The 12880-nt window shown below is 64.6% G+C and carries 10 protein-coding genes; 2 read left to right on the top strand and 8 right to left on the bottom strand.

Annotated elements, in window-relative coordinates:
• Positions 1-191: 191 nt before the first annotated feature.
• The 3 genes from Q4543_RS15970 to Q4543_RS15960 form a co-directional block, all read right to left on the bottom strand.
• Positions 192-1220 (bottom strand): replication initiator protein A, encoded by a 1029-nt coding sequence (locus tag Q4543_RS15970; protein ID WP_303439753.1) that lies wholly within the window; start codon positions 1218-1220, stop codon positions 192-194.
• A gap of 484 nt (positions 1221-1704) precedes the next feature.
• Entirely contained in the window at positions 1705-2160 is a 456-nt protein-coding gene (locus Q4543_RS15965) for a hypothetical protein (protein ID WP_303439751.1), read from the bottom strand.
• Entirely contained in the window at positions 2160-2843 is a 684-nt protein-coding gene (locus tag Q4543_RS15960) for a ParA family protein (RefSeq protein ID WP_303439749.1), read from the bottom strand. Before Q4543_RS15960 ends, Q4543_RS15965 begins: the two co-directional genes overlap by 1 nt.
• A 614-nt stretch (positions 2844-3457) precedes the next feature.
• On the opposite strand from Q4543_RS15960, the gene Q4543_RS15955 reads away from it, so the two are divergent.
• Positions 3458-4708 (top strand): glycosyltransferase family 4 protein, encoded by a 1251-nt coding sequence (locus tag Q4543_RS15955; RefSeq protein WP_303439748.1) that lies wholly within the window; start codon positions 3458-3460, stop codon positions 4706-4708.
• A 519-nt stretch (positions 4709-5227) separates the two neighbouring features.
• Positions 5228-5893, top strand: a complete 666-nt coding sequence (locus tag Q4543_RS15950; protein ID WP_303439746.1) for a sugar transferase — start codon at positions 5228-5230, stop codon at positions 5891-5893.
• On the opposite strand, the gene Q4543_RS15945 is transcribed toward Q4543_RS15950, so the two are convergent.
• The 5 genes from Q4543_RS15945 to Q4543_RS15925 all read right to left on the bottom strand — a co-directional run bounded on the left by Q4543_RS15945 (position 5890) and on the right by Q4543_RS15925 (position 12763).
• Positions 5890-6549: a rhomboid family intramembrane serine protease gene (locus Q4543_RS15945; protein ID WP_303439744.1), complete on the bottom strand. Its 660-nt coding sequence runs from the start codon at positions 6547-6549 to the stop codon at positions 5890-5892. The two genes, Q4543_RS15950 and Q4543_RS15945, sit on opposite strands and share 4 nt — an antisense overlap.
• 1 nt (position 6550) lies before the next feature.
• Positions 6551-8149 carry a VPLPA-CTERM-specific exosortase XrtD gene (gene xrtD / locus Q4543_RS15940; RefSeq protein ID WP_303439742.1) on the bottom strand — a complete coding sequence of 533 codons (1599 nt, stop codon included), beginning with the start codon at positions 8147-8149 and terminating at the stop codon, positions 6551-6553.
• 175 nt (positions 8150-8324) lie between these two features.
• Complete coding sequence (locus Q4543_RS15935) at positions 8325-9611, bottom strand: outer membrane beta-barrel protein (protein ID WP_303439740.1); 1287 nt, start codon at positions 9609-9611, stop codon at positions 8325-8327.
• A gap of 9 nt (positions 9612-9620) precedes the next feature.
• Entirely contained in the window at positions 9621-10229 is a 609-nt protein-coding gene (locus Q4543_RS15930) for a polysaccharide biosynthesis/export family protein (protein ID WP_303439739.1), read from the bottom strand.
• Positions 10230-10378: 149 nt separating this feature from the next.
• Entirely contained in the window at positions 10379-12763 is a 2385-nt protein-coding gene (locus Q4543_RS15925) for a tetratricopeptide repeat protein (protein ID WP_303439738.1), read from the bottom strand.
• Positions 12764-12880: the final 117 nt, after the last annotated feature.

Genomic DNA, 12880 nt, shown 5'->3' with positions numbered 1-12880 from the left:
TTCTGCGCAAGCAGCACGGCATTCGACAGGCCCACGTAGCCCAGGCCGGCAACGGCGATCTTCATCTCGGTATTCCTCTCAAGTGCCTTGGCCCGGTGTAGAACCCTTTGAAGACCGCCTCAAGACACGGCGGACGTCATCCCGATCGAGGGGCCCCGTAAGAGCGCCCTGCCCAATTCCTGTGCATCGGATCAGGGTGCGCCGCGTCTTTCCGCCCATTTTCGACAAAAGCCCAGAAAGGCCATCTCCGGATTGCGCGGGCAATCGGTCGCCCAGTCGCGCCATTCGGCCTCGATCATCCGCACGTCCCAGCCCGGCGCGGCGGCGCGCGCCATGTCATAGACATCCGGGTCCAGCGCCGGGATGCTGATCGCCTCGGCGTAATCCGGCCCCACCGTGCCGCGCGAGCGCGCCACCAGATGATCCTTTTCATCGTCGATGCGGATTTCGTAATCGGGCATGTGGCTGAATTTCTCGTCCTCGTCGGCGATCGCCGCCACGAGGCGGCGGAATTCGCGCAAGGTCGAGCCCGATCCGCATTTCTTCTGCAGCACCGCAAGGCTGACCCGCCATTCGCGCTGCCGCCCGCAATGCTTGCGCGCCAGTTCGTAGATGCGCCGTTCCAGCGGCTTGCGCAGGCGGAAATATTCGCGCGACAGCGTCAGCACCTCTTGCGCGCGGATGGCGTTGAACACCCAGTCCGACAGCTTGACCTCGACCTCCTGCATGCGCCCGTCGCGGGTTTCGCGCACGATCTTGGCGCGTTCGATCAGGCCGAAGGTCTCGAAGACCTCCTGCCCGCCGGTGCTGATATTGGTCGAGATCCGCGTGCCCGCGAGCCGTTCCATCGCCGCTTTCAGCAGGGTGTAGCCGCGCCCGGTGGTCATGCGGTTGGTGGCCTTGAGCAGGTCGGCGGCCTGAAAGCGGATCACCTGCTGCGGCTCCTTGCCGTCGTTCATGCCCTTGATCAGCGCCGAGATGCAGTAGATCAGCACATCCCGGTCATGCACCGTGGCCAGCCCGTCGATGGATGGCTTGATCTCGACGGTGATGCCGTTGTGCTCGTATTTGCGCGGCCTCGTGTCGGGCTTGGTGCTGAGCGAGAAGATCGGGTGTTCCATCGAGCCAATGTCGCCCTTGGGCGCGGCATCGAGGATGTCGCAGACGAAGAAGTCGCCCTGCGGGTGGCGGTCCGGCAGCAGCGGCGATGCAATCGTCATTCTCGGGCCCTCGCTTCGACACTTCACACACGTTCGACCCTACAACGACACTTCACACACGTCCAGCTTGGAAACGACACTTCGCACACAGTCGCTTCGACACTTCACACACGCAATCGGCTCCGAAACGGTAAAGCCAAAGGCGGAATGACCAGAGTTTCAGGACAGCGGAGTCGGTTTTCCCGCATGAGTTGCGAATCGAAGTAGAATCACCACTTTGCACACGGCGAATCACCACTTTACACACGCCGAATCACCACTTTACACACGGGGGATGTCTGCAAGTCGTTGAAATATAAGCTAAAAACAGGCCTCAAAACGGGCGTAACACCTTATTTAACCCATATATAACACCCCTCGCGCCGCCAGATGGCCTGTCGCAGGGCAAATCCCCTGCCTCGCAAGGCTGTGAAACGACTCGGAAAACGACGGAGGCCGCGCCCGGCAGGGAACGCGGCATCGCAGGCGCAGACGGGATCGCCGGTCAGCCCCGGCGCTTGCCGCGCGCCTCGAGATCCGCCGCCAGAAGCGTCACCGCGTGTTCCAGCGTCTCGCCGAGACCCCAGCCGTGGGCGTCGGCGACGGCACAGAAGGCCTCGATGGTCTCGGGTCTGGCCTTGATGTTGAATTGCGCGTTGCGTCCGGTGCGGCGGCGGCGCTGTGGGCGCGGCGCGGGCTTGGATTCTGTGGTGGGGTCTGTGTCCGGTTTCGGGGCCGCCTTGCGTCTGGAATCCCCCTCCCCTGCCCCCGGCTCGCGGGAGCGGAAGCCCGTCGCTTCGGCCAGCTGGCGCGAGGCTGCCTGGGTTTCGGGGGCCGGTTTCGGGCGGGGTTGGCGCGGCGCGCTCCATTCTGCCGGATCGAAACGGTCGAGCTCGTCGTCAAACCCCCCTGCGAAACCGAGATTGGCGCGGCCCGGTGCCTTGTCTGCCTGTCCGCTCATCAGCCCACCTCCGCCATGCGGACGGCCTTGAGCCGCGCCAGCACCTCGCCGGCAAAGGCGCGGGCGTTGGCCTGCGCCTTTGCAACATTGCTGACCAGCGCCGGATCGAGCGCCCCGAGCGTGCCGCCATAGTCGAACAGATCGCGAAAGGCGGCGCGCTCGACGATGGGCGTGGCGAAGACCTCGATCCCGGCCTGCGACAGCTGGGCCTGCACGTTCTTCATCGCCCGCGAGGTGACCGCGGCAGAGGTGCGCGTCAGCGCCACCGCATGTGGAATGCTGCGGCGCGCCATGCGTTCCTGGTTGCGGATCAGGCGGATGGTCTTGGCGCCGCCCTTGGCATCCATCGACGAGCCTTGCAGCGGGATCACCACGAGGTCGGACATGCCGATGGCATTGGCGACCATCAGGCTGGCGGTGCCCTCAAGATCGACGATGACGAACTGCGCGCCCTGCGCCGCCTCGTCGATGCGCTCGACGATGCTGTCCTCGGTGATGTCGCCAAGGATGGTGATGCCGTCGGGCTTGCCCGGCAGCCCGCCCCATTGCGAGATCCAGCGTTCGGGATCGGCGTCGATGACACAGACCTGCGCCCCGCGTTCGGCAAGCTCGAGCGCGAGAAGAAGCGCGGTGGTGGTCTTGCCCGCCCCGCCCTTGGGGTTGGCGAAGGAAATGACCGGCATGAGAACTGCTCCCTCATGGATGTGGTTTTTATGATTGTGGCGCAAGGATAGCCGATCCGGCCCGATGCGTCATGAGCTATCGGTTAGCTATCTGGTAGCTGTGGTCTTGCTGCACACTGCCCGCTACCACGATGGTATCCATCAGGTAGCCAGTAGCTATCTGGTATCTTTTCGATATCTGGTAGCTTCCGGATATCATCTGGATACCTGCCGAATATCCGATAGGTACCATTCGGCTATCATATCCCGTGCGGAGTTTCAGGCAGGGCGCGGCTGATAGCGCTGCGGCGTGCTGCGCCTCGAAGATGTAATCTTTTGGTTGACCCGGATGTTGCTGTTACAGCTCAGAGGGGTGTGATTTTGCAAAAGCAACCAGTTTTGAGAGCATAACCTGCTTGTTCCGGCCTTGGTCTGTGGATAATAACGTTTTAGCAATCGCTCAAAATAGAGACGATCCCGCGTTCCCGGCCGGGCGTCTTGAAAATGGAATATCCCGGGGGAAGACACTGTAGAATGACATCCAGCGGCATCAATACACGTCTCTGCCTTGGTGCATATCGCAAGATGCATCCCTCCAGGGTCCCCCCGATGCGCAAACCGGTCTGCGTCAGCTGATGCCCCGCCGCGTTCTCATCGTCGTCGAAAACCTGCCAGTGCCGCTTGACCGTCGGGTCTGGCTCGAGGCGACAACGCTGGTTCAGGCCGGCTACGAGGTCTCGGTGATCTGCCCGCAGGGGCGCGGCTGGGATGCGCCCTACGAAGAGATCGAAGGGGTGCATATCTACCGTCACCCCGAGCTGCCCGAGGCCCATTCCGGCGCAATCGCCTATGCCCGCGAATATCTTCTGGCGATCCGCTACTGGTTCCGGCTGGCGCGCGTGATCCGGCGTGAGCGTGGCTTCGACGTGATCCACGGCTGTAACCCGCCGGACCTGATCTTCCTTCTGGCGCTGCGCTACAAGATGTCCGGCGTCCGCTACCTGTTCGACCACCACGATGTCTGCCCCGAACTGTTCGAGGCCAAGTTCGGCCGCCGCGGGCTGCTGTGGCGGGTGATGCTGTTGTTCGAACGGCTGACCTTTGCCGTGGCCGACGTGTCGATTTCGACCAACGAGAGCTTTCGCCAGATCGCCATCACCCGCGGTCGCATGCCTCCCGAGGACGTGTTCACCGTGCGCTCGGCGCCGCGCATCGACAAGTTCCTGCCCGGGCCGGGCGATGTCAGCATCCGGCAGGGCGCCAAGACGGTGCTGGGCTATGTCGGTGTGATCGGCCAGCAAGAGGGCATGGACCTGCTGATCGAGGCGCTGGACATTCTTGGTCGCGAGATGGGCCATAACGACGTGCGGCTGGTGATCGTGGGCTTCGGGCCGCATGTGGGCACGGTTCAGGCGGATGTGGCGGCGCGCGGGCTGAGCGACCGGGTGACTTTTGCCGGGGCGCACCATGGCAAAGGTCTGCTGGCGATCCTCAATGAAATCGACATCGGCGTCGCGCCCGATCCCAAGAACGCGATGAACGACATCTCGACGATGAACAAGGTCATGGAATACATGACCCTCGAAAAGCCGCTGGTGCAGTTCGATCTGACCGAGGGGCGCGCCAGTGCCGCGGATGCGGCGCTGTATGCCAAGGCCAATGATCCGCGCGATTTCGCCCGCCAGCTGGCCCGGCTGATCGAAGACCCGGAGATGGCCGCCGAACTGGGCCGCAAGGGCCGGGAGCGGATGCTGGAATCGCTGTCGTGGAGCGCATCGGCCCCACATTTGCTGGCCGCGTATGACCGTGTCTTCGACAAGTTGCATCCCGGCAAGACCGGCACCGTGCCGCAGAAGTCGTCGGACCCGCACGCATCGACCCCCTGAAGCCGACTGTCAAGGGGGCTGTTGTGCGAATGCCTGTTTTTTAGGATTCTCCTAGTAGTTGTGCGCAGGAGATTGTCCCTTCTGTGTCTACAATGCTGCAGATGCAGAATATCCTCAATTTGGGTTGATTTGGATCGGGCGGCTCCGCTAGCTCTCGTCATGGGTGTATTCTTGGACGACAGTTCGGGTGGCACCATGGCCGGGCGAATTTTACCGGGCTGAGGACGGCACAAAAGGCGGGCGAAACTTGGAAATCTGGAATATTTTCCTAGTGTTATACGCGATTGTGACATTTTCGGCGTTGTTCCTGACCTTTCGGGAGCATCGCACCAGGGGTGCGAAAAGTTTGCTGCATCTGTTTGGGGGATATCTGCTGTGCACGGTGTGGCCGGCAGTGGTGGCGGTCATGGTGATCTGTTACCGCTCGAAGCCTCAGGACAGCTGAAGCCGCGATTTCCCCCGTGTTGACGATTTTGGGTTTTTGCCCGCAACAACCTTGCATTGCAGGAGTGTACTGGCATGGCGATGGAATGCGACACGCCGGGGCTCGCCCCGGCGACCACAGATCTACGGCGCGGCGGCATTTACCGCAGGGGCGGAAAACGGGCGCTGGATCTTTGCCTCGTGCTGCTGGCGGCTCCGGCAATTCTGATTGTGCTGCTGCCGCTGATGATCGCGGTGTCCTGCGATGGCGGCTCGCCGTTCTACACGCAGTTGCGGGTCGGGCAGGGGGGGCGGCTGTATCGGATGTGGAAGCTGCGCTCGATGCAGCCCGATGCTGACCGGCTGCTGGCCGAGCATCTTGCCGCCAATGCCGAGGCGCGGGCGGAATGGGAACATAGCCAGAAGCTGAGCCATGATCCGCGCATCACCGCGGTCGGGCGGATCATCCGCAAGACCTCGATGGATGAATTGCCGCAGCTGTGGAACGTGCTGCGCGGCGACATGAGCCTTGTCGGCCCGCGCCCGATGATGGACAGCCAGCGCGCGTTGTATCAGGGGCGCGCCTATTACCGCCTGCGCCCCGGCGTCACCGGCCTGTGGCAGGTCGCGGCCCGCAATCAAAGCAGCTTTGCCGCCCGCGCCAGTTTCGACACGCTGTACCACCGGCGGCTGTCGCTGCGTCAGGATCTGGCGCTGCTGGCCGCGACGGTGGCGGTGGTGTGCCGCTGCACGGGGCGCTAGGGCAGGGGCCTTAGCACCGTAAGCGCCAGCGCAGCGGCAACAAAGCCGCCCAGATGGGTTTCCCAGGCCAGGCCGCCCGCCTCGAACCAGGTGGCGACAAGGTTCAGCGCCAGCACCGCAGCGCTGCGGCTGGCGCACATGCGCAGGATGCGGGCGCGGGGCTGGCCGTCACGCGCCATCTGGTGGGCTTCGGCGGCGATCCAGGCGGCAACCATCCCGAGGATTGCGCCCGAGGCGCCCACCATCGGGCGCGGGCTCGTGGCCAGCAGGCCAAAGGCCAGCCCGCCGCCAAGCGCCGAGATCGCCAGCAGGGCCGCCAGCCGCGCCGCGCCAAAGCTGCGCCCGAGCTGCTCGCCCAGCCAGCCGAACACCAGCAGATTGCCAAGCAGATGCTGCCAGCCGGCGTGCAGGCACGGGTAGGTCACGAACATCGCCAGCGGCTGCATGGGATAATTGGCCTGCCAGCCGTGCAGCAGCCCGGCCCAGAACCCGCCGTATTGATAGGCCAGAGGACGCCACAGCGGGCTGCCCCACAGCCCGGCATCCGCCCCCGTCAGCGTTGCCTCGACCAGCACGAAGACGGCGGCAAGGCCGATCCAGACCCCGCGCGCCGCGCGCATGCGGGCCGGGCCTGTCGCGGGGGGGCGGCGGGTCATGTCATTCGGGGATGTAGCGCGGCAAGCCCGGCAGCAGCTCGGCCATGAAGCCCTGCAGGCGTGCCTCGGCCGAGGCGTCGGACTCGCCGCGAGCCATGGGGGTGACAAACCGCACCAGCGCGCCATCGGCCCGCCCGCGCGTCAGCCCGTCCCAGACCACGCTGGCCTTGACCGCGTAATCATTGGTCATCCGCTGGCCGCGCTGTTCGAACCAGTAATAGACCATCTGTTTCGTCAGCCCCTTCTGGATCACCGCGCGGTTGACCATGAAATCGCCATAGGGGGTGCCCGGCATGCTCACCGGCACCGTGTCCAGCGAGAACATCTCCCAGCCGCCGACCGGCAGGCAGACCTCGGGGGAATGGATGCCCGCGCCTTCGGTCTGGGTGGTGTAATAGGCGGCAAAGAAATTCACCGGCTGCGCCACGTCTGGCGACGAATAGGTGACGTTGATGTAATCAGAGGCCTTGAGCACATCGCGCGTTTCCTGATCGAGCGATGAGAACAGCCCCTGCCAATCCCCGATGGCGCGGGGGAAATGGACAAAGTTTTCCCGCACGATGCGCTCGCGCTCGGGGGTGGGGGCCAGCAGCCAGCTGCCCGCGATGGCCACCGACAGCAGCGTTGCCGCCACCAGCCCCTTGCTCAGCGGGATGCGCAGCACACGGGCGGCCTCTCCGCCAAGCCCGTCGAAATCCAGATCGATGGTGTCGGCCAGCGTCTTGGGGTTGCGGGTGGTGTGTTGCAGGATCACCGCCAGCAGGAACAGCAGCGCCACGCAGGCGCCAAAGATCACCCAGCCCTCAAAGACATGCAGGAAGCCTTCGGCCTGTGCGATGCCGAAATGATTGACCAGAATGCCGATCACCCCGATGCGAAAGGCGTTCATGAACACCGTCAGCGGCGCCGCCGTGAGGAACAGCAGCGCCTTGTGCCAGAACGGGCCGCGATACAGGATCGCCGTCAGGTAGCTGAAGCTCAGGATCGGGAACAGGTAGCGCAGCCCGGAACAGGCCTCGGCCACCTGTAGCTTGTAGACCCCAAGGTCGATCACGTTGCCCTCAAGGAACACCGGGATCTGGGCAAGGCGAATGAACCACACCCCCAGTTCAGAGCTGATCAGCTGCAGCGCGATGGTCATGTGCCAGTACAGGAACTGCGGCAGCGGCAGCATGAACACCAGATGCAGCACCGGCAGCTGGTGCTTGCGCCCGCGCTGCCAGCCCATCACCGTCAGCACCAGTCCGCCCACCCAGAGGATGAAGCCATAGGTCACCACGTCGGGGATGCGCACCAGATTGCCAAGAATGCCGATGCCCAGCCCCAGCGCGATCACCACAAGCCCCGGCCAGCGTGTCACCGGCGCCGCCGCGTCACGCGGCGGCGCGTGGCGCAATTCGCGCAGGAACAGGTACAGCGAAATCAGCGGGATCAGCGGCCCGTGGCTGTATTCCGGCGTCGACCAGGCCGAGGCCAGCGATTGAAAGCCCAGCCAGAACACCGGCAGCGACGCGATGACAAGCAAGGCAAAGGTGGCAAGCCCGGCAGGGTTGAGGCCTCGGGCGGGCAAGGCCCCGAAGGTGGTGGCAGAGCTGGGCACGGCAAAACCTCTGTCGTCTCGAAAAGGGGATGGTGTCGGGCGTGGGTCAGCCGATACAGGCCGGATTTCAGGGGAGTTTAGCCGCTTGCGCCCTCTGGTGCGAGGGGGCAAACGCCCTGTGCGCCGCAACTTGGGTCACGGTCTCGCGGGGTGGGCGCCTCTGCGCGCTTGTCGGTCAGTAGCGCACCGAGAACGCCCGGCCGATGCTGAGATACAGGCTGTCGGATTGCGCCCAGTCCTCGTCGTCCTCGCGGCGGTGGGTGTGGCGGTAGCCAGCGCCAAGGGTCCAGTCCTGATCCAGAGCATGGCTGATGCCGGCATCAAAGCTGCCCTGGCTGGTGGTGCTGTCGCTGTCCTCGACCACGTTGCGCACATAGCCGATCCCAAGAGTCAGATCTGTCAGCGGCGTCAGCTGGCGGGACAGCGAGGCCGAGGCATTGGTAAAGCGGGTTTCCTCATCGTCGCTGTTGGCCGCGAACCCATGGCGCAGCGAGGTTTCGATGCGGCTGTTCGGCAGATCCCGGGACCATGACAGCCCCCCGGTCAGGCCGATGTTGCCGCTGGTGGGACGGGTGAGGCCAAGAGTGACCTCCAGCGCGCCTTGCGGCAGGGCCTGCGACCAGCCCAGACCCACCGAGCTGCGGGTGCCTTCCTCGATCCGGGTCACGCCGAATGTGCCGCTCAGCGTGCCATGTGCCTGCTGCGAGGCCAGCGCGCTGGACAGCGACCAGGTGTCGCGCGCGGCGCTGCCGTCTTCCTTGAACTGGCTGTAGCCCAGCCCGCCCGACAGCGTGACAGCGGGGGTCAGCGCCAGCGACCAGCTGCCGCGCAGCCCGTAGCTGTCGCTGTCGTCATAGCTGGACCCGGCGTCGGAATAGCGGATGGAGCGGGCGTTGACAGAGACCCCCAGCTCGGTCGGCCCGCCCACGCCAAAGCTCAGCCCGGCGTGGGCGCCAAGCCGGGTTCGGGTGCCGAAGCTGTAGTCGTCGTAGATGTCGATGACCGGGCTGTCGGTGTCGTCAGTGTTGTCGATGTCGTCGGTTTCGCTCACCGATTGCAGGTACGAGATATCCGATTCCGCAAGGCTGATCCCGGCGCTCAGGCTGTTGGTGCCGACGCTGCGGGCATAGCTCAGGCTGGCCGAGGGCGATTTGAGGCCGAAGGACACATCATCCTCGGCATCCGGGGCTTCGACATGGCGCAGGCTGCCCCCCAGCGTCAGGGTCAGCTCGTCGGTGCGGGTGGCGCTGGACAGGCTGAACCCGAGGTTGGTGTTGCTGCTGAAGGCGCTTTGGTCTTCTTCGCCTGGGTTCAGATCGGGGTTGGTCAGGCTTTGCAGACGCTGCGACAGGGTAAATTGCATCAACACGCCGCCCGCGTCCTGCGCGGCCAGCGGCAGCCCAAAGGCCAGCGACAGGGCGGCAAGCGCTGTCGCGTTTCGCCAAAGACGCGGGTGTTTCATGCCAAGGGCCTATTCGAACAGGCGGCGTTGGGGCACCACGATCACGTCGCCATCGACCAGACGCACCAGCCCGTTGGGGCTGCGCCCGGCCTGAATGTCCTTGTAATTCAGCTTGTAGATGGTTTCGGTCCCGGTGGCGGGATCGGTGCGGCGCAGCTGGATGCGCTTGAGCGCGGCAAAGTTGGTGAACCCGCCGGCCTGCGCGAACAGTTGCAGCACCGTTGTCTCGGGCCTGATTGCGATCAGGCCGGGGGCGTTCGCCTCGCCAAGCACATAGACAGTCAGCGGTTCGAAGCCTTGTTCGGAGGTCTCGGCCAGCGCGTTGATGCCGACATAGACGGTGGGCGCCAGGGCAAAGCTGTCGGCCAGCGCGGCGGCGATGCTGCGCTGCACCTGGGTGACGGTCCGCCCGGCGGCGGGGATCGATCCGGCCATCGGCACCGACACGCGCCCGTCCGGCAGCACCAGCAGGTTGCGGTTCAGGCTTTCGTCTTCAAGCACCTCGACGCGCAGCGTGTCGCCGGGGCGGATGGCGTAATTGTCCTGCTGGGCCTTGGCCGGGGCGGCCAGCGCCAGCACCGAAAGGCTCAGTACGATCAGGGCGCGAACTATCGGCATCTGGAAAACTTTCTTGTTCGAGTGGCTTGGGCGCGAGACTAAAGCAGAATGAGTGTCCTGCCGATGAGGTCAATATGTCAGGCCTTCTGCCCGTGCCCGCTGTGCCACAGGGCAGCGGGCACGGACAGGGGCAGAGCAGGGCGGGGGGCCTAGAGCTGTTGCAGCGCCTCCATCGCGCGGGTCTTCCACACGGCGTCGGTGTCTTTGGCCATGTCCAGCGCGCGTTGCAAGCTATCCCGCGCGTCGTCGGTGCGCCCGGCGGCGGCCAGCGCGACCCCAAGATGAGCGATGACGCTGGCTTCTTCGGGCATGGCCTCTGCGGCCGGTTGCAGATGTTCTAGGCCCGCTTCGGTATCGCCGCGCAGGAACAGGATCCAGCCCAGCGTGTCGCGAAACGCCGGCACTTGGGTGCCGGTCAGCCGCCGGGCGATGGCATAGGCGCGGTCCAGATCCTCGGGGGTGTCGCGGTAGTTCGACAGCATCGAGGCGAGGTTGTTGGCAACCACCACATCCGAGCTTTGTTCTTCGTAAAGCTGTTCGTAAAGCGCGATCGCCTTCTCATACTGTTCGGTTTGTTCAAGACGATGTGCCTCGAGAAGCCGCAGGCGGCGCGAGCCGGGCAGCACCTTGATGCTGTCCGTGACCAGCGTCTCGGCTTCGGCGCTGCGGTCGGTGGCGCGCAGCAGCGCCTGCAATTGCAGGATCGCCGGTTCGATGTCGGGCTGGCGCGACAGCAGATCGCGGTAGATGGTTTCGGCCCGGGTCAGATCGCCCTGCAAGGCGAAGATATTGGCGTTCAGCAGCTGCAGCGGGATGCTGTCGGGGGTTTTGGCCAGTTCCGCGTCGATGAAGCCGAGGGCTTCGTCGAAACGCCCGGTGATGACCTGCGTGCGCACCAGCTGGATCACCGCGCCAAGATTGCCGCCATTCTCGGCATCGATCTGGGCGCGCAGATAATCGAGCCCCTCGTCGATGCGGTTCTGCCCCAGAAGGATGCCGCTTTGATAGACGCGGGACAGCTCGACCGCCTGCGGCGTGGCAATGTCGCGCAGCGCGTCGATCACGCCTTGCGCCTGCGGCCATTTTTGCTGTCGCAGATAGATATCGCCCAGCAGGCGCAGCACCTCGATGTTCTGCGGGGCGCGCTGGCGGGCGCTGGTCAGCACGGTTTCGGCCTGTTGCAGCCGGTTGCGCGCGATCAGGAAGCGCGCATAGGTCACGGATTCCTGCGCGCCGTTTTCCGAGACCTGCACCGCCATCGACAGGCGTTCCTGTGCCAGCGCCTCGGACCCGTCGCGCAAAAAGGCATCGGCCATCAGCATCAGGATCGAACTGTCGCGCGGGGCCTGATCCAATGCGGTGCGCAGATCGATCACCGCATCGCCCGGGCGGTCATCGGCCACCAGCCATGCGGCGCGCATTTTCAGGGCATCGACGTTGCCGTGATCTTCGCCAAGCACCTGTTCAACCTGCTCGCGCGCGCCGACGGGGTTGCCGGTGACGGCCAGCATCCGTGCCAGAATGATGCGGATGCGGTGGGTCTGGTCATTGGCCTCGGCCCCGTCCAGCACCGCGCGAATGGCGGCGATGGCGCTGTCGCGGCTGCCACTGTCAAAGTCAATCGAGGCGCGCATGGCGCGGTACAGATCTGCCGGGGCGCTCTCGCCCGCAGCCTCGATCAGCCTGTCCAGTTCGGCGGCGGCGGCCTCGGGGCCTTGGGTGCGGCGCAGCAGGTCGACCACGGTCAGATTGCCGGTGGTATCCTCGTCTGGCGCGCCCGCTTCCGAGCGCAAAAAGCCTTCGGCCCCGTCGAAATCCTGCGTGTTGAGATACCAGCGGATCAGGTCGGCGCGGATCGCCTCGTTTTCGGGGAACAGCTCGTAGAGCTTGCGCAGCTGGTCCCCCAAGGCCTCGGCGCGGTTCAGTTGCGCCAGAAGCTGGCCGCGCAACATGTTGAATTCGCCGGAATTTGGGGTGTATTCCAGCACCTTGTCGACCTGTGTCAGCGCCGCCTCGGCGTCGTTTTCCATCAGCAGCGCGTCGATCACCACCCGGCGGGCTGCCGACTGAGAGGGGTCTTCATCCAGCACGGCCTTGGCAGCGGACACGGCAGTGGCCTGCGCTTCGGGGTCGCGCGCCAGCGTGGCGCTGCGGTACTGCAGCGCGGTGGCAATGGCGCGGGTGCCGATGCGGGTGGGATCAAGCGCGATGGCGGCTTCGCCGTGGCGCGTGGCCTCGTCCCAGTTGCGCCGCTCCAGAGCCATGCCGGCCAGCGCCTCGCGCGCTTCGACGATGTCGGGGTATTGTTCGATCAGGCGCAGATACTGACCATAGGCCTCGGTGGTGTTGCCCCGCTCCTGTTGCAGCCGGGCATAAAGCATGCGGGCGTCTTTATGATGACCATCATGGATGAAGACGTTGCGCAGCTCGATCAGCGAGCGCTCGACATCTTGCTGTTCAAGATAGGTCAGGGCGGATTGGTAAAACTCTTCGGCCTTTTCCTCTTCGCTCTGGCAACCTGCAAGCAGGAGCATGGACAAGCCAAGAACTGGGATCAGGCGAACTATTTTGGTCATGAGCAATCTTGAAATATGGGCCCCAAAGAATGGGCGACGGACTAAAGTGTCGGAGAAGAGCGGGGCTTTGTCTTC

Origin of the sequence: Salipiger sp. 1_MG-2023 (assembly GCF_030547555.1) — a bacterium.
Classification (GTDB): domain Bacteria; phylum Pseudomonadota; class Alphaproteobacteria; order Rhodobacterales; family Rhodobacteraceae; genus Salipiger.
The sequence above is the reverse complement of the archived record's forward strand: the minus strand, read 5'-3'. Positions and strand labels throughout refer to the sequence as shown.